This window comes from Snodgrassella sp. ESL0304 (assembly GCF_013344995.1).
GTDB classification, from domain to species: Bacteria; Pseudomonadota; Gammaproteobacteria; order Burkholderiales; family Neisseriaceae; genus Snodgrassella; species Snodgrassella alvi.
Genome location: NZ_JAAEDR010000017.1, coordinates 179,853 through 201,634 on the forward strand (window position 1 = coordinate 179,853; position 21,782 = coordinate 201,634).

Sequence of the window (21,782 nt, forward strand, 5' to 3'; positions counted from 1 at the left end):
CACAATGCATAGAAACAGCTGGGATGAGTTGATAACACAACTTAAACTTAACTGTGACCAATCCTCGAATAATAAATCAGCCGATATGAATAAATGTCAGCAATCTATTCAGCTTGTTAGTCAGGCATTTGATCCTGATTTTGTGCTTAGCGACTTCGAGCGTAATAAAGTATGTGAATCCGTACATAAAACGTCATGGCCAGCTGGATCCAGTGGCAAGGTAAAATCATGTTCCTATGTGTTCAATGATGTTTTGTACAAACAGGAGCATGATCTGGACGACCAATCTTTACGCTTTATCATTTATCTGCTTATCATTTCTCCGCGTCTTGAAGATTTGTCTTAGCACTGATTATTAAATAATTTAAATATGAATAACTATAATGAATAAGATCGGATAACTGGTCTTTTAGGATTAATGCTAGTTACTATCACGTTTAATAATTAATCCCAAAGGGAATGATGGGATAAACAATACCAGATGGGGCAGATTGAATATTCTCAATCCTTAGCCTGAAATATAAACAGATTTAAAATATACAGACAGTTTTATACCTGCAATTTGTACTGCTAATTGTGTTTAATCTCTTTATCTGAATAAAATTTATTTAGATAAAGTGAAAATTTTGGTTTTTTCTCTTACATCACCAGAGAAAATTTCATGCCGAATAATCACTACTAAATACTGTTAAATCTCAGGTTACATCAACTCAGAAGGAGTATTTTGCAAAACCTGAATAATCAATGTAGATATAATTTAATTATTTGTCCGCTCAGTAACAGACTTTACATTAACAGTAGTTTTATGTCAGGCTTGGCTATTGTTTAATTATCGGTATCAGCATGCACACGCGCCAATTTTTGTCTTTATATGGTTCTATTTTTTTTCTATTTTCCGGTTACGGGCTTATTCTGAATTCTGCCGGGGTAAAGCCGACTCAAATGGGAGTCAGTAATATTACCATCGGTGTGCTGAATGCTGCCTTTTTTATTGGTGGTACGATTTCTGCTATTGTATCTCACCGGATTATTTCACGCGTAGGACATATCCGCAGCTTCAGCGTATTTGGTGCATTGTTTGCTATTGCCGCTCTCGCCCATCTGATGGTAGAACAGTTGTGGATGTGGGGGATTTTGCGTGCAGTACTGGGTTTTTGTCACTACAGCTTATTAATGGTAGTGGAAAGCTGGTTTACAGCACGCAGCGTTCCTCAGAACCGTGCCAAGATTCTGGCTCTGTACGAAGTAGTATATTACATGTCGTCAGCAACCAGCGTTCTGCTGCTAAGCCTGAATATGACCAGTAATAACATTTTTACACTGGCTGCTATTCTGGTGATTGCCGCCACGTTACCGGTAGGGCTGACCCGTATGCAGCAACCGGAAATTCCTAAACGTGAACGTATCAGCCTGCCGCATGTCTTTTCTATCGTCCCACTGGCATGGATAGCCTGTTTTATGGCAGGGATTTTTATTAATGGCTTTTTCACCATGGGCTCGGTATTTATGCTGAAACTGGGCTACAGTCTGCCTGAAGTATCTCTGTTTCTGGGTTCTGCAATGATTGGAGGGTTTACCATCCAATTATTTATTGCCTGGCTGTCAAATAAATTCGGGCGCCCGCGTACTATTTTCGGCTGTGCCTGTGTGGCTGCGGTAGCAGCAATCAGTGGCATGCTGTTGTTATTGGTGTTGCCGGGTAATATCTGGGCTCAGTGCGTGATTGCACTGGCTATCGGTTGTAGCGGCTTTCCGATGTATGCACTGGGGCTGGCACGCGCCAATGATGTTTTACCTGCCAATATGAATACAGTGGAAGTAAATCGCTGTCTGCTGTTTGTTTATGGTTTGGGCTCACTGGTGGCACCACTGATTCTGGGTTCAGTTATGCAGCTGTTCAATCATTTCGGCTTCTATAGTGTATATGCGATTATCGCAACCATTCTGGCAGTATATGCGTATATGCAGCCGGCTGTCCCTGTTTCAGAACGCAGTGTTTATGTGCCGGTATCCGGCAATGTTGGTCCGATGACCGCCGAGCTTGACCCGCGCAACAATGATGCCACTGACCCCCCGTATGATGCCCAAAGTGCAGAACAGCATATTCATGAAACTTTGCAGAATACTGATACTCAGAATCAGCCGGATAAATAACTATTTGCAAAGTAAGCAATGTAACGCATTAACCATACTGCCCGGATCACTGAATTGTTCCGGGTAGAAATTATGGTGGTATTTAAATCCTGAATTATCTGTATCTGTACTAAGCATTAGTTTTCTGAAAGTGATACAACCATTTGTCGCACTATAGAAAAATTTGTTTGAACGTTTATTCTTTCAGCCATGAAAATTTACGCCGGCCTAAAGCAATAAATGGTTTTTCAATATACTGAAAAGTCAGGGTACAGATAGTCAATAAAATCAACAATACTGCTGTAGATACTAATGTGTATTGTGTGCGATTCAAAACAAGATTTTGTACGGCAATATATTTATTCATACCATACCAGGCTAAACCATGAAGTAGATAAATACTATAGCTGGCATCTCCCAGACGTACGAATCCTCTCAGTTTTAATAAGCCAAAAAGATCACCACCCATAGTGATGAAGATAAATAGCAAAGCCATTACCGGCAAATAAACAATATTGTAAATTCTATCTGCAACTGCAAGCATAAATACGACTGTTAATATTATTCCAATATCACAAATGTATTTGGGTATTTGAATTTTTTCAGGTAATTTTCTTGCCAAAGCTCCAATAGCAAAATATGCAATATATACTGCATAATTTTGATTATATTGAGAAATAAAATATGTACAGATAACTAATATTGTTAAACTTAATTTTAATAAACCTATTTTATTGCGTAATATACAAATAACGGGTAACGAAAAATAAAATCCCCACTCCCAGAATAATGTCCATGTGACTCCAGCATTGATCAAATTAGAATTTTCCAAACCAAATAAAGGCGGTTTATTACCGGTAATACCTGCATCAAACCAATAATAAAAAGTATTGAATAATTGATCAGTATTAATATTATTTTTCTGGATAAAAAAAGCAAAAATAATGCAGAATATAGATGAAAGATAAAAAACAGGTGCAATGCGAAAAAAACGCTTCTGATAAAACATTATCCATGAAGTAGGCTGTGTACAGGCAAACAGATAACCGGAAATCATAAAAAATATGGCCACCCCAAGACCACCCATATTCATAACAATTGGATAGTTAGGACGATTTATTTCATCTGACCACGCCTGTCCATGAAAATAGAAATAACAAAGAAGATAGTGAAATAGTGCAACTATAAATGCTAAAAAGAATCTTAATCCGTCTAAATGCTTTACTCTGTTAACTTGACTGTTCTCATCCATAAAACTAAAAAGTCTTGAACCAAATAATAGTCCTATAAGCAATATCAGCCCAAACATCCATAAAATGAATTTATATTGAATTAGCATTTATAATTCTTCAAATTAAGATTTGTTTTTTAAATATTTTTTATAATAAACCAATTTTAACATATAAAATTTGTTCAAAATTAAACTTTTTATTTCTAATGTTCTTTATATATATGAATAATAAATGCTTTTTGACTAAATAAATTCAAAACAAAACACTACTTTATTTTAGGTATACCGCTTTTGCTGACTTAATTTCATAAAGGGTTGCTCAATAAAAAGATAGCTTAATGTACATATCAGCATTAAGGTAATAAATACCACGGTAGCAAGCAAGGTATAGCCTGTTTTCTCCAGATGAATTTCATTTATTTGAATAATTTTATTCATACAGAACCAGCCAATACCATGTAATAAATAAATACTGTAGCTGGCATCACCGAGCCGTATAAAAGCTTTTAGCCGTAACAGCCCGAATATATCGCCACCGAGCGCAATCAGACCAAACAGCATTGCAAACAGTGGTAAAAAATTAATGTTATAGTTACCATTAGTAATACAAAAAATCAGTACCAGTAACAGCACGATACCGATATCACAGAATTTTTTAGATATCTGTACAGTTTCTGACAATATTCTGGCCAGTGCGCCTATGGCAAAACAGGCAATAAAGTAAGCTTTTTGCTGATTAAATGGGGCAATCAGATAAACGGCAATAAATATTACGATTATTGCCAGAGGCAGTAAACCGGTTTTCGGGCGCAGAATACATATCAGTGGCAGGGAAAAATAAAATGCCCATTCCCAGTATAGCGTCCAGTATACACCTGCATTAATCAATCGGGCGTCCTGCATACCGAATAATCCTGGTTTAATGCCAGTAATACCGGCATCAAACCAGTAATACAGATTAAGCAGCATATCACGCGTGACCAGTGTATACCTTTGAAAATACAGTGCAAGTAATATACAGCAGGCAGAAGACAAACAAAATACCGGTGCAATGCGCAGCAGACGCTTCTGATAAAACTGTATCCACGAAACGGGGCCAGAATGCGCAAACAGATAACCTGAAAGCATGAAAAACAAAGTAACAGCGAATGCACCAAGACGCAGATTGAGCAGATTATGGACAAATACGGCCGGTGTCCATGGCTGGCCGTGCAAATAATAATAGCTGTAAACATAATGATGCATGGCTACACTGAAAGCTAATATAAAGCGCAGACCATCCAGTCGCTCTATCCGCCGGCCACCGGGATTATCCATAAATGCAAACAGCTTGGTTCGAAATACTGCCCAGCACAGTATTAATAATCCCAGCATCCAGCCAAACATTTGGTATGAAAAAAGCATAAAAATATTAACAATCAGTAGTAAACATAACCTGATATTAATGTTTTTTTACAGTATCTGTGAATCCGGTTTTAAGAATCAGGCTGGCTGTTAGTATACGTCACGCTGATAGCGTTGCTGCTGACGCAGCTCACTCAGATATTCATCAGCATCTTCAGAGCTGAGTTTACCCTGCTCAGTAACAATATCCAGCAGTGCCTGCTCAACGTCACGAGCCATTTTGCCGGCATCACCGCAAACATAAATATGCGCTCCGCGCTGTAACCATTCCCAGATATCCTGTGCGCGTTCCCGCAATTTATGCTGTACATAAACCTTTTCGTTTTCCTGACGGCTCCAGGCAAAATCGTAACGTGTCAGTAAACCGCTTTTGCGGTATTGCAGCCATTCGGCTTGATAAAGAAAATCATCAGTAAATTTCTGATTACCGAAAAACAGCCAGTTTTCACCTGCGTCACCATTGGCATCACGCTGTTGCATGAATGCGCGAAACGGTGCAATACCTGTACCGGCACCAATCATGATAATGGGGGTATTACCATTTTCAGGTAAGCGGAAACGGTGATTTTCTTCAATAAATACGCGTACTGCTTCACCTTCCGGCAAACGTTCACCGAGAAAACCGGACGCACCCCCTGTATATTGCCGTTCACGCTGAATAAAACGCACCACACCCACGGTCAGATGAACTTCCTCGCCAACTTCATCCTGACTTGAAGCAATTGAATACAGGCGCGGTGTAAGCGGACGAAATAAATCATGTAATGCCTGTGCATCAATTATATGCGGATAGGCTGCCAGCACACTAACTGGCGGAGTGGTGGCAATAAACTGTTTCAAGGCTGTACTGTCAGCCACGATTTCATCCAGTTCGGCATTTTGTATCTGCCGGGCATAGTTTTGTACCAGAGCAGGTGTATTCTGAGTAATATCCAGCTCATTCTGTAACGCTTCTCCAATACTTATTTCACGTCCATCAGCCAGTCGAACCAGTGCATCCCTGTCTACCTGAGTATGCTGCAGAATTTCTTCTACCAGTGTGGCTGCATTCTGATAAAACACGCCCAAAGCATCCCCGGGCTGATAACGGATACCGGAACCGGTTAAATCGATTTCGATGTGTTCGACATCTTTGTTGGCTTCAGGTGTGGTGATCCGCTGGCGCAAACTTAAGGTGGCACTAAATGGTGTTGCTTTGGTAAATACCGCAGTTTGTGCAGCGACTACACTTTGCTGAACCTCATTACTTATGCTTGCGCTATTAGTGTTATTCAGCTCACTGATAAGAGCAATAATTTTATCCTGCCATGCTGCGGCACTACTCTGATAGTCGACATCACAGTCAGTCCGTTCAGCAAGGCGCTGCCCACCCAGATGAGCCAGTTGATTATCAAAATCCTTAGCACACTGACAAAATTGCGGATAACTGCTGTCTCCCAGTCCCAGTACCGCAAAGTGAAGCTGATTAAGAGCCGGTGCTTTTTTACCAAACAGATATTTATATAGTGGTAAAGCTTCTTCCGGAGGTTCGCCTTCGCCCTGTGTTGAAGTTACCAGCAAAAGAATATCTTCACTGGAGAGCTGCTTGATTTTATAGTCGCCGCTGGCGATTAAAACTGCATTAATACCGGCAGCTTCAAGTTTCAGTTGCAGACTTTCTGCTACACGACGTGCGTTACCGGTTTGTGAAGCGGATAAAACCAGTACTTTGCGTGATGCAACCGGTTCTGCAACACCGGATACCGGCAACGCTGCCGGAGAAACCGTATTTTGCTGCTGACTGTTTGCCCATGCATAGCCGGACAGCCAGGCAAGTTGTGTTGGTGAAAGGCTGGCAAGCGATTGCAGCAATTCAGGGGAAATGGGTATGCTCATGGCTTGTGCTCGATAAAGTTATGATTAATGTAATTTTCAGACTGCAATAGATAGTCAGCCATACTAGCAAGCACAAAGTTTTTTGAGAAAGAAATGACGCTTATTTAGATAGAAGCAGTAAGAATATATAAAAAGGCAACCCTTCGGATTGCCTTGAATCGGATGGTCTGGCTTGCCTCCAGACTGTCCGGATTAGCGGTTAATACCGATTTCCGGAAAAGATTTACGCATTACTTCATCCAGATGGCTGGCTGAAGCACGCATTAAACCTTGCTCTTTTTCATTCAGTGGAATTTCAATTACCTGACGTATGCCGTGCCGGTCTAACACTGCCGGTGTACCAATATACATATCATTAACGCCATACTGACCGTTCAAATAAGCAGAAACAGGTAAAATGGTATTTTCATCATCCAATAATGCGCGGCAGATACGTGCCAGAGCAGCACCGACACCATAGTAAGTAGCACCTTTAAGGCGAATAATATCGTAAGCGGCATTGACCACACGATCAGCAATAATATCCAGATCTGCTTCGGTAAAGCGCGGGTCACCTTTAATCCATTCTTCTATGGTCAGCCCGCCTACACTCAGGTGAGACCAGGCCGGAAACTCGGTGTCTCCGTGTTCACCCAGAATATATCCGCTTACTGTGCGCGGATCGACATTCAGTAAATACCCTACATATTTACACAAACGGGCGGAATCCAAAGATGTACCGGAACCGATTACCCGTTCTGCCGGAAAACCGGAAATTTTCCATGTAGCATAAGTCAGAATGTCAACCGGATTCGAAGCCACCAGAAAGATACCGTTAAAGCCAGACTCTACTATATGAGTGACAATGCTTTTAATGATATGCAGATTACGATTAACCAAATCCAGACGTGATTCACCGGGTTTTTGAGCAGCACCGGCAGTAATGACTACGATATCAGCATCAGCAGCATCACTGTAATCACCGGCGTAAATGTTTTTCGGATAAGTAAACAGTAATGCATCAGCAATATCTTTAGCATCACCATGTGCTTTATCACGGGCAACATCGACGATAACCAGTTCCTGACCGATACCTTGCAGGGTAGCAGCATAGGCAAAAGTGGAACCAACTGCACCGGCGCCGACCAGAACAATTTTCTGGTGATTTTTGGCATTAGTAGGCTGTAACATAAATCAACCTCGTTTCTATGGATAAATACAAAACTATATGAATTTATGCATAAATTGTAACAGATTATCATATACCATTTTTTTTATTTATTTATATTCATTATTCATTACAAATTTTGGTATATTAGGTCTATAAATATAATTTTATGTATATTTTTTGCCAGTTATATTGATATTTTCGTGAATTTAACATAATTATATTTAATTTTGAATAATATCTTTACGCTGGCAAATTCTATTTTATACCTGACTAAAAACCAAAATATTGATCTTTATTTATAGACTTTATTGATTATTGATATAGTTAGTTATAAAAAGTGGTTTCGAATTACTACTCGTAAGAACTATGTCAAATATTCATTTATTGTATTTATAATCTGCCTTTTTCTCTTAATGTTATCGCCATTCTAAAATAGAATAAATTATGGCCTTGCGAATACCAGGCTAGAGGCATCATAAAATTTTGCATTAAAGGTAAATTGAATAAATATCTATTTTTATGATCAAAGGAAGATTTATTCTTGATATTCGGAATATAAATACGGGTTATTTTAAAGATAAAGATGCTATGTTATCTGTAAGGTAACAATAGCAAATTAAATTAATTTTGAGTCATCTCTTTAACTAATAAAAAAAGCCATATACTATGGTATCAATAAGTTATTTTATTAATAGTGATGTGATGAAAAATTTAATTTGCTATAAAACGTTGCCCGTCTGGAATGCACAAACCTTACCGAAACAGTTTCGTGAACAGCATAATACGCAAACAGGTACCTGGGCAAAATTAAATATTATTAAAGGTTATGTGAATTTCGATATATTAACTGAACAGGGAGACATCATTTCTGAGCATGTTTTCAATACTCAGCAGCAACCACCTTTGATTTTACCGCAGCAATGGCACCGGATAGCTCAGGTATCGGATGATTTGCAATGCCAGCTGGCTTTTTATTGTCTGCCGGAAGATTACACTCAGAAAAAATATCAAATGACCAGAACGCACTCTGAAGTACTGGCAGTTAGTCAGTTCTTTTCGGCAGGGAAAGTTTTGGATTTAGGTTGTGGTTCCGGTCGTAACTCACTCTATTTACAGCAACTGGGTTTTGATGTTGATTCCGTTGATAAATCAGAGGTGAGTATTAATAATTTACAAAGCATTATTGCTAATGAACATTTATCCCATATCAACGCATCTGTATATGATATAAATCAGGCTGATTTAACAGGTAATTACGATTTAATTATTTCAACAGTGGTAATGATGTTTCTACAGGCAGACAGAATTCCCGATATTATTCGTAATATGCAAATGATAACAAAACCGGGGGGATATAATTTAATTGTCAGTGCGATGTCCACTGACGATTTCCCTTGTACAGTCGGGTTTTCGTTTACTTTTAAAGAGAATGAATTGCGTAATTATTATCAGGACTGGAATATTCTGAAATACAATGAAGATGTTGGTGAACTGCATAAAACCGATAGTGATGGTAATCGAATAAAACTGCGATTTACCACTTTACTGGCACAAAAAAAGTAATATCTCAGGATGTAGTTTAGTACAATTGAAAACATGCAATGGTTAAATAGAAAATTCAATAATAACTATATTAAGATTAAAAAGCGATAATGCCAGTTTCAGACTAAGTAATACTTATTTGAAAACAGTCAGATCTGTTTCCCTTGAAACCAGCAGAGCATTAGTAAACAATTTACTGAATTAAAAGTATCCAGCTTAATTAAAAAATAACATGATAATGACACCAATTACAACTCTACAGCGTAATAAAATATCCGACCAATGATAATAATGTGATTAGCTGGTATACAGACATCACTATATTCCTTTGTATTAAAAGCATGCAAACGTACTTCTTCGTAGGGCATTGAATATAGTTTCCTGATGCGATACTGGTGATTTTGTTTAATCAGATATAAATTACCATCAATAATATTGGTGCGGTTTAAATCTACTGCAAAAATAGTACCGTAAGGAATAATAGGTTCCATACTATTATCATTTACCGAAAAGCACACCACCATTTGCGGATTGATTTTTTTACGCTCCAGAAGCTCAGTTCTTAAACTGATTCCTTTACCGTGCTGAATATGCAGTTGGTTTGACTGCACACTGCCGGCCTGTTCTATTGAAGAATAAAATGGAACAAGCGTTTGATCCTGATTTTCTGCAATAATATTTACTTCTGCAGCCAATGTTGTGGTTGTTGCCGGAAAAGGGCTACCACGGCCTTCACGTAACCAGGATAAACTGACACCCAGTATATTGGCCAGTATATCCAGATTTTTCGGTTCGTAATGACCATTCTCCCATTTAAATACGGCAGTTTTAGAAACCCCCATTCTATCAGCCACCTGTTGCTGTGACAGAGCCACATGCTTGCGCGCCTGTTTAATCCGATCGCTTAACATCAGTTATCTCCTGACTCAAATACAGAATGATGTTAACGTAAATCGTGTTATGTTTTGTTTATACGAATAATCATTTTTAATATATAAAATATGGAAATTTATCCAAAAAAAGTTAATATTATTTACCCTATATAAATTATCCAATAATATTAATATGATAATTCATCATAAACTTTAATTAATATCATATTACATTAACAATTTGACTTTTTAAACTTTCAGTTTAACGTCATTTTTACATATTTTTTACACAAAAGTTTGATATAAATCTTATTCTGACATTGTATGTTTGCATTCAAAGCATCAGATATTTACCTATTAGATATTAAATATATCTGAATTTTGCCGGATAAATAATTTGAAACGACGAATAAATTTAATAAATATTATCTACAAGTTAATATATGCCAAAACAATACCAGCCTGAGTATCAGGCTGGTACCAGACAGACAGAATATTAATTCTGTCTGCTTATTTTCAATAGATTAACTATTATTGAATGCGGTTTTAAGCAACAGAAACAATCATACCGGCTGCAACAGTATGGTTGGTGGCTTCATCAATCAGAATAAAGGCTCCGGCAGCGGGATTATCCTCATAAGTCGTTGCTACCACGGGTTTCTGAATACTAAGCTGTACACGGCCAATATCGTTTAGCTGCAGGCTGTCGCTGTCTTCGCGATGGTTCAGGCTTTGAACATCCAGCAGATAATCAACCTGTCTGATTTTGGCGTATACCGTCTGAGTAGTATGCTTGAACCAGTAGCGGCGGGCTGAGTTTAAGGGTTTGCTGTCGAACCAGCACACGGAAGCACTGATGGTTTTCACTGGCTGTAATGCACTATCTGCTGCCACCAGACTGTCGCCCCGAGATACATCAACATCATCTGCTAGTACCACAGTCAGCACAGCTCCTGACTGTGCCTGCTCCACCTGACCATCAGGCGTATAAATGGCCGCTATGGCACTGGTCTGCCCTGCCGGTTCAATACGTATACGGTCGCCCACTTTCAGGGTACCTTGTTCCAGACGTCCCTGATAACCGCGAAAATCATCTGCGCTGCTGCCATCCAGCCGGGCAACCCGCTGAACAGGGAATAATGCAGGAGCAGACAGTAACTGGCTGCTGCGATTGGCAGCGGGCAGGCTTTCCAGCAAAGGCAACAGAGGCTGTCCCTGATACCATGGCATATGCGCACTGGCAGTCACTATATTGTCACCATTCAAAGCTGATATGGGTACGTAGCTGATATTGTGTAAATCCAGAGCAATAGCCAGTTCAGCATAGGCACGCTTAATGGCATTAAATTTTTCTTCACTGTAATCCAGTAAATCCAGTTTGTTTACTGCCACAATGATATGCGGCGTACCCAGCAGTTTCAGAATCGCGCTATGGCGGCGGGTTTGCGGCAGTAAGGCTGGTGTATGTTCAGTGTAATCCAGCCGGGTGGCATCTATAAGAATAATGGCTGCATCAGCAGTAGATGCACCTGTAACCATATTGCGTGTGTACTGCTCATGTCCCGGCGTATCAGCAATAATAAATTTACGCGCCGGCGTGGCAAAATAACGATAGGCTACATCTATAGTAATACCCTGTTCACGCTCAGCGGCAAGTCCGTCAGTTAGCTGAGCAAAATCAGGAATGCCGTCGGCGGTACGTTTGTGCTTGCCGTGATACAGCGAAGCAACCTGATCAGCCAGTAAGGACTGACTGTCAAACAGCAGTCGTCCTATCAGCGTGGATTTACCATCATCTACGCTGCCGGCAGTAATAAAACGCAATACAGAATCAGTACTCATCGGTGTCTCACTTTTTTAAGGTTGCCGCCTGTGCCAGCATCTGTTGCAGGCTGTCCCGGGCAGGTTCCAGTTTTCTGAAGCCGTCTTCTGCCATCAGATGGCCGCCATCAGGGATATACTGAATACTGCTATGCAAGGCATGGGCAATATGGTTACTGGCTGCTTCGGGAACATATTGGTCATTAGTTGAAATAATGCTGTGAACCGGCATACTGATTTGCTGCAATACTGCAAAATCCGGCTGACTGGCATCGATATAACCATCCAGTATTTGTAGCTTGGGCAGGTGTGCGGCAAAGCCAGCAACCAGAATCAGACCGCCCAGCCGTGCAGGTTTATGCCGGCTGAGAAATTGCAGCAATGTAATAACGCCAAGACTATGACCAATCAGAAAAGTCTGTTCATCCGGCTGCCCGATAAGCTTATCCAGTGTCTGCTGCCATTGCGCTGCCTGCGGATAATCCGGCTGAGGCATAAGCGGTACGGTTACTTCTGCACCGGTTGGCCGGATCTGTGCAGCCAGCCAGTCGAACCAGTTATCCTGCGGACTGCTCTGAAAACCATGCACAATAAATATTCTGGCCGGTAATACCGTTTGTTTTTCTGTCATCAGAAATAACCTGCTTTCTTACGCTCTTCCATCGCCGCTTCCGATACCTGATCATCCATACGGGTAGCATTACGTTCGGAAATCGTGGTTTGTGCGGTTTCAGCAATAATTTCTGCTGCTGTACTGGCTGTGCTGGCTACCGGACAGGTGCAGGAAATATCGCCGACAGTCCGGAAACGCACACTGCGCACAATACTGACTTCACCTTCTTTTTTCGGTGTCAGCTCTGTTACCGGTACCAGCATATCGTTGCGCTCAACGACTTCTCGCTGATGTGCATAGTAAATCTCCGGCAAAGCAAGCTGTTCACGCGCGATATATTGCCAGATATCCAGTTCTGTCCAGTTGGAAATCGGAAAAACCCGCATATTTTCACCCGGATGCAGACGTGTATTGTACAAATCCCATAATTCGGGACGCTGGTTTTTCGGATCCCACTGACCAAATTCATCCCGAAAAGAAAAAATCCGTTCTTTAGCCCGGGCTTTTTCCTCATCCCGTCTGGCGCCGCCCATTAATGCATCAAAACCATTGGCTTCAATTGTTTCCAGCAGAGTGACGGCCTGTGCGGCATTCCGTGAATCAGTAGCCCGGCGCAGAGTAACACTGCCGCGGCGGATCGACTCTTCTACGCTGCCGACAACCAGACGTGCACCAAGGCGGCGTACGACTTCATCACGGAAAGCAATAACTTCCGGATAGTTGTGTCCGGTATCTATATGCACCAGTGTCAATGGCAGTTGCAGGCTGTGCCCCGGAATCTGAAAAGCCTTTACAGCCAGAGACAGCAGCACCACTGAATCCTTGCCACCGGAAAACAGTAATGCCGGATTGCGTGCTTCGGCCACTACTTCGCGGATAATATAAATAGATTCAGCTTCCAGCCAGTCCAGATGTTTGTCTTGAATATTCATGATATTCCCGTTACGGGCACAGACCATTCTGTCTGCAACCCTGAGTTGATTTCAGCTTATTTATGTAAACCACATTCTTTACTGTCCTGACTTTCCCACCACCAGCGTCCGGCACGAATGTCTTCGCCTGCTTTTACAGGGCGGGTACAGGGCTCACAGCCGATACTGGGATAACCTTGCTGATAAAGGGCATTAACCGGTAACTGCTGCTGCCGGGCATATGCCCATATTTCAGTTTCCAGCCATTCGGCCAGAGGGTTATATTTAGCCATGCCGTGCACCTGATCCTGCTCTGCCAGAGCCAGAGCCGTACGTGTTGCCGACTGCTCACGCCTTTGTCCGGTTATCCAGGCATCGGCCTGACTCAGGGCACGGCCAAGCGGTTCGATTTTGCGGATATGACAGCACTCACGCCTCAGTGCAACACTGTCATAAAAAGCCAGTTTGCCGTGAGTGGCGATATATGCATTTACAGCGTGTTCATCTGGCCGGTATTCCGCAATATGAATACCCCAGTGCTGACGCACAGCCCCTAGCAAGCTCAGTGTTTCACTGTTCAATGCACCAGTATTAAGCGTAAATACTTCAATAGGCAGCTGTTCGCGGGCAATCACATCAGTAATGACCATGTCTTCAACCGCCAGACTGGAAGCAAATTTAACATGGTGATGCTGCTGTGCAATCTGCTGCAAGCGTGTTGTCAGCTCGGCCGTCAGAGCCGGCAGGCGGCCGGTGGCAGCCGCATCATGCGGAGGAGTCCACAAACGGGGACGCAACATGGTTATCACTATCCTGAATGCACAAATTATTAATGACAGTAATTGTTTAACCGGATTACTGTCTGAATAGCACAAATAGTAACAAGTGCAGCCGGCATGGAGGAAAGAATAAAAATTTCTTTCTTTATAACCAAATTTCCGGTCACTGATGCTGCTGTTACAGATATAACTGCCAACGCTTTGGTTAGAAAAATTCCTTCTTTTTCATCCGGGCACCGACGCTTATAAGATAGCGTATAAACAACAACGACAAGTCAGCATGAATCACTACCCGATTTTTACCCAACTACACCAGCGTAAGGTATTACTGGTGGGTGGCGGCCACGTGGCCGAACGCAAAGCCAGTGCTTTGTTAGAAGCTGGTGCGCATTTGCTGGTCGTCGCACAGCAGACTACAGCCAGATTTAAAGAATGGTTTGACCGGCAACAGGCTGAACATATAAGTACCGAATTCAGCCCTGATTTATTAAACGGTATTTTTCTGGTGATTGCCGCAACCAGCGATCATGCGCTTAACCGGCGTATTTTTCAGGCAGCCGAAGCAGCAGCTACTTTCTGCAACAGCGTAGACCAGCCTGATTGCTGCTCATTTATTGTCCCGGCACTGATTGACCGCAATCCGATACAGGTAGCGGTAAGCAGCGGCGGTCATGCACCTGTGCTGGCACGGCTGATTCGTCAGCAAATCGAATTATTACTGCCCTTTTCTATCGGTCGGGCAGCGGCGATAGCCGGACGCTGGCGTAAACGAGTCAAAGCCACGCTGCACAACATGAGCGAACGCAGGCGTTTCTGGGAATATCTGTTTGAACACAGCCGTTTTAACCAGTATATTGCCCGTGGCAATGAATCAGCAGCAGAAACACTGCTGCAACAACAACTGACACAGCATCAGCCTTTGCCACAGGGCGAAGTTACTCTGGTCGGAGCCGGCCCGGGCGATGCCGGCCTGCTGACCCTGCATGCTTTACAGGCGATACAGACAGCAGATGTGGTGTTATATGATGCACTGGTTTCAGCAGAAGTACTGGATCTGGTCAGGCGTGATGCATTAAAAATCAGTGTAGGCAAACGTTGCGGACACCATCAGGTACAGCAACAGCAAACCAATGAATTACTGGTACAGTGGGCGCAGCAGGGAAAACGCGTTGTGCGTCTGAAAGGCGGTGATCCGTTTATATTCGGTCGTGGCGGAGAAGAATGTGCCATATTGCAGGCTGCTGAGATTCCGTTTCGGATTATTCCGGGTATCAGTGCCGGTCTGGGAGCAACTGCCTATGCCGGTATTCCGCTAACCCATCGTGATTATGCTCAGAGTGTATTATTTATTACCGGCCATCAGCAGCTGGCCGACCAGCCTTATGGCTGGCAGACACTCGCCCGTAACCGGCAGACACTGGTTATTTACATGGGTACGCTGAAAGCGGCTGAAATCAGCAGACAACTCATTAACCACGGACGTGCTGCCGATACACCGGTTGCGATTATCTCTCATGGTACGCTGTCCAGCCAGAGTGTCTTAACCGGCAGGTTGCATCAGCTGGCCGATCTGGCTCAGCAGGCTGATACACCGGCTCTGATGGTTATCGGTGAAGTAGTACAGTTGCGGGAGCAACTGGCATGGTTTAACCAGACGGATAACCAACCTGTTGTCAGTGAAGCTGCTGCTTAAAAGTTAATCATTTCTCTGGCTGAAAAAACAACACGTTCGCAAACGTGTTGTTTTTTCATTCAGGCAAGTATCAGTCTGCCTGCGCTGCGGTCTGGGCATAATTAGCCAGACCAACTTCTTCAATCAGGTCTAGCTGTGTTCCCAGCCAGTCCAGATACTCTTCATTTACTGCTTTTTGCTGTTCAAGCAAATCACGGGACACAAAATCCAACTGGTTTTCACATACTGCAATGGCATCAGCCAGTGCCACATGTTTTGCCTGTTCTGCCTGCTGGTCACATTGCAGAATTTCGATGATATTTTCGCCAACCAGAATTTTGCCGTATTCCTGTAAATTTGGCAGTCCTTCCAGCAGCAGAATACGTTCAATCAGTGCATCCGCACTTTTCATATCGCGAATCGAATGTTTGTATAATGCCTCACCCAGTTCGGCAAAACCCCAGTTACGTAATATCCGTGCATGTAAAAAATACTGATTGATAGATACCAGCAGCAGACCCAGATTTTTATTCAATACCTGTAAGGCCAGACGATCACCCTGCATATCTTTCTCCTTACAGCTGGCTTTGCAGATAATTCGGCAAACCCATTATTTCAATCTGGCGTAACTGTTGCTCCAGCCAGTGGGCATGGTCTTCTTCAGTATCTTTCAGCTGTGTCACCAGAAACTGCCGGGTGACATAGTCCTGTTCCTGCTCACACAGCTTAATTGCATCTTTCAGATTCTGGCGTACACAAAGCTCTGTTGCCAGATCATTTTCAAGCATACTAATCACATCAGTACCGACATTAATTGCATCCGGTACCATTTCCGGTTTGCCATTGAGCATCAGAATACGGTGAATAAACTGGTGAGCATGATCGGTTTCTTCCTGCATCTCATGGTCTATACGCTGAAAAAGCTTCATATAGCCCATATCTTCATACATGCGTGAATGCGCAAAATACTGGTCACGTGCGGCCAGCTCTCCTGCCAGTAACCGGTTTAAACAATCCAGTACAACTTTTTTGCCTTCCATGTCTGTTTCCTTTTTACTCAAAACTCTTCTGCTAATCCGTCCAGACAGGCATGCTCAATCACTAAACAGTCGTCAACAAACCGCCCTGACTCATTTGCCGTCATAGCCTGAACGTCATTCATAGAATTTTGTTTATTAATTTATCGTCGCCGGTATCATCAGCAGATTAGGCGATGCACTGACATCGCGCAGTCATTTATACGGGGAAAAATATTCTAAAATAATATCTTTTTTGTCTTGGGTTGCAGACTATTACTAGCCCGCAACCCGACTCCCCTCTAAACAGCTGTATTAACAAAGCAATAAATTATGCCCAATCAGCAATACAACCATTTAGGGTTATCATAACATTAAATTAAATAACTATTTTTAATCTAAATAAGACTAATTTTCATAATAATTTGATAAAATATTCTTTATTTAACAAAATATTAAATAAAAACACTGCCTTATAACAATAATGGTTCTCACCATCTGTTAAACTGTTGAAAATAACCTGAAATAGCCATTTAATTTATAAAATATTTATATAATTTAACTTATTTTCACTATTTATTTTTATTTTTACAGCAACATACCCATAATTTTATCAGTTAGTTATCCGCGTAAAACATAACTATTCGTATTTATTATCGGAGCAGAATATACCAATAAGATAAATACTGCTTAGTATCAAAATTATGAGAATAAAATAGTTTGCCTGAAAGAGAGGCAATGTCCGGAATTTCAATACTGAAGCAATTTATTTAATACAATGCTTATACAGTCAATAAGTAATCATTTACAGATACGGGATAACACTCCTGCCCAGAATACAAGAATCATACCGGACGATTTTTGAAAATCATGACTACAGCCTGTCAAATAAATACTGGCTGGTCAGAAGAACGCAGAAAATCCGTCTGTAATTAACAAAAATCCGTACCGGAATTTAAGCTCTCCGGCTGATAAACAATCAGAGCGGAAAAAAATTTCGGTACGGATTAATACAGATTACGCTTTAAAGTACTGGCTTACAGCACAATACCACCAGTTACTCCGTATACCTGTGCTGTCACATAGCTGGATTCTTCAGACATTAAGAAAACATAGGTAGATGCTAGTTCGGCAGGCTGTCCGGCACGACCAAGTACTGATTCACTCTGACCGAATTTCGGAATAGCTTCAGGAGGCTGACCACCGGTAATTTCCAGTGCAGTCCAGATTGGGCCGGGAGCCACAGAATTAACCCGGATACCTTTGGCGGCAACCTGTTTAGCCAACGCCTGAGTAAAAGCCACAATTCCGGCTTTAGTAGTGGCATAGTCGACCAGATTCGGGCTAGGCTGATATGCCTGTACAGAGCTGGTCGTCACAATAGTGGCACCGGCTGGCAAGTGCGGCATAGCAGCCTGAATCACCCAGAACAGGGAAAAAATATTCACTTCAAAAGTCTTTTTCAACTGTTCAGTGCTGATATCACAGAAACGCTCTACCGCAGTCTGTTTACCAGCCACTAAAGTCAAACCATCAAGGCCGCCCAGCTCAGTATGAGCTTTTTCAACCAGCTGTTTGCAAAAATGCTCGTCACTCAAATCACCGGGTATGCACACCACCTTACGGCCGGCTTCCTGTGCCAGAGCAGCAACCTGTTTGGCATCCTCTTCTTCAGCTGGCAAATAATTAATGGCCAGATCGGCACCTTCGCGTGCATAAGCGATAGCAGCAGCACGACCAATACCTGAATCGGCACCAGTTACCAGAATTTTACGGCCGTGCAAACGACCATGACCTTCATAGCTTCTTTCACCGCAATCCGGCACCGGATCCATTCTGCTCTGCAAGCCTGGTGCAGGCTGATGCTGTTTAGAAAAATCCTGATGGTAGTACTTGGTTCTTGGATCTTGTAAACCTTCTTGATGCTTCATAATACATCTCCTTGTTTAACAATGCTTTATCCAAAATGGAACAGCTGAACCATCATACGACAGATTAGTACACAACAAAGAAAAGTATCTGTAATTTATGTCAATATTCTAGTTAAAGTTTATTAATCTCAATGGCTTAAAAAAACAATAATCAAACAATGACATCAAGCAGCCATCCGGACAGATTTCAGAACCGGTAAGTATACGAAACACCGGCAATATGCGCATTCGAACGATAATCAGCTTCACCGCGCACATTGCTTGATACATGTGTTCCTTCATCCTGCTGATTCATATGTGTATGCTGAATATGCAGATAAGCATACGATACCGCTACCGTATTCTTTTTATCCACATCATACTTAAATCCGGCACCAAACAGCCAGCGGTTACCATCAGGAATAGTAGACAGACGCGAAGAAGCACTGCGTACTGGCGACTGGTCATAATTCACGCCGAAACGCCACTGCAAATGCGGATTCTGCTGATAGGAAGCACCCAAGCCAACCGCATAAGTATCACGCCAGTTTGTGGCAATATGAGTGGTATTCGAAGTAGCACCATGTACCGGATCAATTGCCTTATCATTCTCAAATTTAATATCCAGAGCATGCAGACGTGAAGAACGCGTCCAGCTCACATTGCTGAAAACATTCCACTGCGGATTGACCTTCCACATACCGTGTACAGATACTACTTCCGGCGTAGTAATCTGTACCTGTGCACCTTCCAGAGCCTTAAAGCCAAACTGCTCAAACAGCGGGGCATAGTTTTCTGCAAATTTGCCCATAGGTTTCCAGCGCGCAGTACCGTGCAAATGCTGATTAATCTTCGAACGATAGCTCACACCTACCCGGACATCATCATTAATGTCCCATAACCAGCCGGCATTAAAACCATAGCCCCAGTCATTACCCTTGACTGTTGCGCGTGCATCAAATGCGCCCGGAGCTTTCTGATGTAATACAGATTGCGGTATTCCCGACTGTGCACTGCCTACCGGCGTAAAATCCGCATATTTCTGTACTTCTGCATGCAGGTATTGCGCAATCAGCCCCACACCCAGTGAATGTCTGTCATTAATTTTATAGGCAACAGCCGGATTAATATTCAATGCCTTTACGTTGGTTTTATTTACGTTATAGCGCAATACTGAATCAGAACTGTCATTGGTTCTGGCCGCATACGGAATATATACCCCAAGTCCCATACCCCATCTGTCGTTCAGGCGATGGGAAAAATACAGCTGCGGCACCAATTGCGCAGTATTGGCAATATTGCCATGCTCAGGTCCCTGTACAGCCGCACCGTCTGAAAATGTCCCACGGGCATTACTGTATTTAATATCGGGCTTAATCACAAACAGATTAGTATCAAGCTGGGTGCCATCCAGATACGTCAATCCGGCAGGATTATTGACAATTGTTGCCGCATCGGCCGCTTCAGCAGCAGCTGCATTACCGGTTCCAACAGCTGTTACCGACTGTAATCCCAAATGATATCCTGAAGCATATACAGGAGAAACAACTACCGCAGTACTGATTAACACCGCACTTATTTTCATCACAACTGGCAAATGTCTTGTCATTGTGTTTTTTCTCAAACGCATAAAATAAAAAAAGACCTTAATTAAAGGTCAGAAAATAAATAAAAATATTCAGTAAAATTTCAAATTAGCAAAATTTGAGTGTTTATTCTAACTTAAAAAGATAAATAATGCTGATAGATAATCTTTACAATTATTCAAATAGATTAAATTTTTTATAATTGAATACAAGTAATTTTCATTCAAATTGCATAAAAAATGCAAATAAAAATTATTATTTTTCAAAGATATAATATTACCGATATCAGAGATATGCACAGATTAAAACCGGTCAGACAAACAAGAGAACTAAATGCATAATAAATTAAATAACAACAAAATTGTATTATTCAGAATGAATTTGAAACATATTTGCCCGATATCATGTTCAGTTTGCTTATACATGACTGACCATTATTTCTGGCTGGTAAGCAAACCACAGATAAACAGATAACTAATGATTACCTGAAAATGAATACCGGGCATTTCGCAGTGCCTCACACTAGCGCTTCATTATTCCGCCATCAATATTTGCCCGATTTTGCAATTATTAATTATTTTTTATATAGCAGTTTCAGCATTTATTAGCAAAAATATCCGGCTACCAGCCATTTACAGTGACCAGTGCCAGTGGTTACACTGTCGTATTATTGATTTCCACGGCTGCATAACAATGTTTCAACGTTTGAAACGTACCTGGCCACTATTACTGTTATGGCTGGATCTGATTTACAGTTTCATACTGAATATTGTTGCCAGTATTTCAATGGAACAGACGCCAGTACCACGCAACAGTTTACCGGTATCACCAGACATTGCCTTTAGCTGGTTACAGGTAATCGCCAACGGCGGTATGGTATTCATTCTCAGCCTGGCTTTTCGTACACTGCTACAGTTAAACCGCGCAGTACAGCAACAGCAGATATGGCCTCTGACATTGCTCAGAACAGCTGCGCTGCTGATTGTACTGGCATTTAGTTTACCTGCATGGTGGCAATGGTCATGGGCATTATGGTCACTTGCACATGGACAGCTGGTTATAGACTGGCATAATCTGCATTACCTCATCGTTTCCATACTGTTACTTTATCCTGCCCCTCTGTGTCTGCGTTTACTCTGGATCCGCAGCCGGCAGCAGCACAGCAAAGCTGGCTCCGGCAGCTCTGCTGAATCTGAAAACACCCAGCCACCAACCTGATTATTCACTACCGTCTTAAGCAAATACTGGCTGCAGACCAAATAGGGTA

At 42.0% G+C, this 21,782-nt stretch carries 18 protein-coding genes; 5 read left to right on the plus strand and 13 right to left on the minus strand.

What is annotated here, in order from left to right; all coding sequences use genetic code 11:
- Nucleotides 1–85: 85 nt before the first annotated feature.
- Nucleotides 86–346, plus strand: coding sequence for a hypothetical protein (locus tag GYX91_RS10480; RefSeq protein WP_174830756.1), 261 nt, complete (start codon nucleotides 86–88; stop codon nucleotides 344–346).
- 497 nt (nucleotides 347–843) lie between these two features.
- A complete protein-coding gene (locus GYX91_RS10485; protein ID WP_174830757.1) occupies nucleotides 844–2,154 on the plus strand; it encodes an MFS transporter in 1,311 nt (436 codons plus the stop codon).
- Nucleotides 2,155–2,329: 175 nt separating this feature from the next.
- Here the strand turns inward: GYX91_RS10485 and GYX91_RS10490 are convergent, their stop codons facing one another.
- From GYX91_RS10490 to GYX91_RS10505, 4 genes are all read right to left on the minus strand, one after another.
- Complete coding sequence (locus GYX91_RS10490) at nucleotides 2,330–3,472, minus strand: acyltransferase (protein WP_084562211.1); 1,143 nt, start codon at nucleotides 3,470–3,472, stop codon at nucleotides 2,330–2,332.
- A gap of 168 nt (nucleotides 3,473–3,640) precedes the next feature.
- Nucleotides 3,641–4,768, minus strand: a complete 1,128-nt coding sequence (locus GYX91_RS10495) for an acyltransferase (RefSeq protein ID WP_174830758.1) — start codon at nucleotides 4,766–4,768, stop codon at nucleotides 3,641–3,643.
- 90 nt (nucleotides 4,769–4,858) lie between these two features.
- Entirely contained in the window at nucleotides 4,859–6,643 is a 1,785-nt protein-coding gene (locus GYX91_RS10500; RefSeq protein ID WP_174830759.1) for an assimilatory sulfite reductase (NADPH) flavoprotein subunit, read from the minus strand.
- 192 nt (nucleotides 6,644–6,835) lie between these two features.
- Nucleotides 6,836–7,813: an L-lactate dehydrogenase gene (locus GYX91_RS10505; protein WP_174830760.1), complete on the minus strand. Its 978-nt coding sequence runs from the start codon at nucleotides 7,811–7,813 to the stop codon at nucleotides 6,836–6,838.
- Nucleotides 7,814–8,495: 682 nt separating this feature from the next.
- Here GYX91_RS10505 and tehB point away from each other — a divergent pair.
- Nucleotides 8,496–9,356 (plus strand): SAM-dependent methyltransferase TehB, encoded by an 861-nt coding sequence (tehB, locus tag GYX91_RS10510; RefSeq protein ID WP_174830761.1) that lies wholly within the window; start codon nucleotides 8,496–8,498, stop codon nucleotides 9,354–9,356.
- 227 nt (nucleotides 9,357–9,583) lie between these two features.
- Here the strand turns inward: tehB and GYX91_RS10515 are convergent, their stop codons facing one another.
- From GYX91_RS10515 to GYX91_RS10535, 5 genes are all read right to left on the minus strand, one after another.
- Nucleotides 9,584–10,246, minus strand: a complete 663-nt coding sequence (locus tag GYX91_RS10515; protein WP_078475205.1) for an XRE family transcriptional regulator — start codon at nucleotides 10,244–10,246, stop codon at nucleotides 9,584–9,586.
- Nucleotides 10,247–10,753: 507 nt separating this feature from the next.
- Entirely contained in the window at nucleotides 10,754–12,049 is a 1,296-nt protein-coding gene (locus GYX91_RS10520) for a sulfate adenylyltransferase subunit 1 (protein ID WP_025331752.1), read from the minus strand.
- Between the two features lie 7 nt (nucleotides 12,050–12,056).
- Nucleotides 12,057–12,659, minus strand: coding sequence for an alpha/beta hydrolase (locus GYX91_RS10525; protein ID WP_174830762.1), 603 nt, complete (start codon nucleotides 12,657–12,659; stop codon nucleotides 12,057–12,059).
- Entirely contained in the window at nucleotides 12,659–13,573 is a 915-nt protein-coding gene (gene cysD / locus GYX91_RS10530) for a sulfate adenylyltransferase subunit CysD (protein WP_174830763.1), read from the minus strand. Before cysD ends, GYX91_RS10525 begins: the two co-directional genes overlap by 1 nt.
- 56 nt (nucleotides 13,574–13,629) lie before the next feature.
- Entirely contained in the window at nucleotides 13,630–14,358 is a 729-nt protein-coding gene (locus GYX91_RS10535) for a phosphoadenylyl-sulfate reductase (RefSeq protein WP_216353285.1), read from the minus strand.
- A 253-nt stretch (nucleotides 14,359–14,611) separates the two neighbouring features.
- Between GYX91_RS10535 and cysG the strand changes: the two genes are divergently transcribed.
- On the plus strand, nucleotides 14,612–16,024 hold the full coding sequence (cysG, locus tag GYX91_RS10540; protein WP_174830764.1) for a siroheme synthase CysG: 1,413 nt from the start codon (nucleotides 14,612–14,614) through the stop codon (nucleotides 16,022–16,024).
- 70 nt (nucleotides 16,025–16,094) lie between these two features.
- On the opposite strand, the gene bfr (GYX91_RS10545) is transcribed toward cysG, so the two are convergent.
- From bfr (GYX91_RS10545) to GYX91_RS10560, 4 genes are all read right to left on the minus strand, one after another.
- Complete coding sequence (gene bfr, locus GYX91_RS10545) at nucleotides 16,095–16,568, minus strand: bacterioferritin (RefSeq protein ID WP_174830765.1); 474 nt, start codon at nucleotides 16,566–16,568, stop codon at nucleotides 16,095–16,097.
- A gap of 10 nt (nucleotides 16,569–16,578) precedes the next feature.
- Entirely contained in the window at nucleotides 16,579–17,043 is a 465-nt protein-coding gene (gene bfr, locus GYX91_RS10550; protein ID WP_025331758.1) for a bacterioferritin, read from the minus strand.
- A gap of 1,013 nt (nucleotides 17,044–18,056) precedes the next feature.
- Nucleotides 18,057–18,950, minus strand: coding sequence for an SDR family oxidoreductase (locus GYX91_RS10555; protein WP_084551662.1), 894 nt, complete (start codon nucleotides 18,948–18,950; stop codon nucleotides 18,057–18,059).
- Between the two features lie 187 nt (nucleotides 18,951–19,137).
- Nucleotides 19,138–20,538 carry an OmpP1/FadL family transporter gene (locus tag GYX91_RS10560; protein ID WP_174830766.1) on the minus strand — a complete coding sequence of 467 codons (1,401 nt, stop codon included), beginning with the start codon at nucleotides 20,536–20,538 and terminating at the stop codon, nucleotides 19,138–19,140.
- Between the two features lie 670 nt (nucleotides 20,539–21,208).
- Here GYX91_RS10560 and GYX91_RS10565 point away from each other — a divergent pair.
- Entirely contained in the window at nucleotides 21,209–21,733 is a 525-nt protein-coding gene (locus GYX91_RS10565) for a hypothetical protein (protein ID WP_174830767.1), read from the plus strand.
- Nucleotides 21,734–21,782: the final 49 nt, after the last annotated feature.

Bases quoted from the DNA above. Each gene is read 5' to 3' on its own strand.
- GYX91_RS10480 (WP_174830756.1), top strand. From the start codon at position 86: ATGAATAAATGTCAGCAATCTATTCAGCTTGTTAGTCAGGCATTTGAT.
- GYX91_RS10485 (WP_174830757.1), top strand. From the start codon at position 844: ATGCACACGCGCCAATTTTTGTCTTTATATGGTTCTATTTTTTTTCTA.
- GYX91_RS10490 (WP_084562211.1), bottom strand. From the start codon at position 3,472: ATGCTAATTCAATATAAATTCATTTTATGGATGTTTGGGCTGATATTG.
- GYX91_RS10495 (WP_174830758.1), bottom strand. From the start codon at position 4,768: ATGCTTTTTTCATACCAAATGTTTGGCTGGATGCTGGGATTATTAATA.
- GYX91_RS10500 (WP_174830759.1), bottom strand. From the start codon at position 6,643: ATGAGCATACCCATTTCCCCTGAATTGCTGCAATCGCTTGCCAGCCTT.
- GYX91_RS10505 (WP_174830760.1), bottom strand. From the start codon at position 7,813: ATGTTACAGCCTACTAATGCCAAAAATCACCAGAAAATTGTTCTGGTC.
- tehB (WP_174830761.1), top strand. From the start codon at position 8,496: ATGAAAAATTTAATTTGCTATAAAACGTTGCCCGTCTGGAATGCACAA.
- GYX91_RS10515 (WP_078475205.1), bottom strand. From the start codon at position 10,246: ATGTTAAGCGATCGGATTAAACAGGCGCGCAAGCATGTGGCTCTGTCA.
- GYX91_RS10520 (WP_025331752.1), bottom strand. From the start codon at position 12,049: ATGAGTACTGATTCTGTATTGCGTTTTATTACTGCCGGCAGCGTAGAT.
- GYX91_RS10525 (WP_174830762.1), bottom strand. From the start codon at position 12,659: ATGACAGAAAAACAAACGGTATTACCGGCCAGAATATTTATTGTGCAT.
- cysD (WP_174830763.1), bottom strand. From the start codon at position 13,573: ATGAATATTCAAGACAAACATCTGGACTGGCTGGAAGCTGAATCTATT.
- cysG (WP_174830764.1), top strand. From the start codon at position 14,612: ATGAATCACTACCCGATTTTTACCCAACTACACCAGCGTAAGGTATTA.
- bfr (WP_174830765.1), bottom strand. From the start codon at position 16,568: ATGCAGGGTGATCGTCTGGCCTTACAGGTATTGAATAAAAATCTGGGT.
- bfr (WP_025331758.1), bottom strand. From the start codon at position 17,043: ATGGAAGGCAAAAAAGTTGTACTGGATTGTTTAAACCGGTTACTGGCA.
- GYX91_RS10555 (WP_084551662.1), bottom strand. From the start codon at position 18,950: ATGAAGCATCAAGAAGGTTTACAAGATCCAAGAACCAAGTACTACCAT.
- GYX91_RS10560 (WP_174830766.1), bottom strand. From the start codon at position 20,538: ATGACAAGACATTTGCCAGTTGTGATGAAAATAAGTGCGGTGTTAATC.
- GYX91_RS10565 (WP_174830767.1), top strand. From the start codon at position 21,209: ATGTTTCAACGTTTGAAACGTACCTGGCCACTATTACTGTTATGGCTG.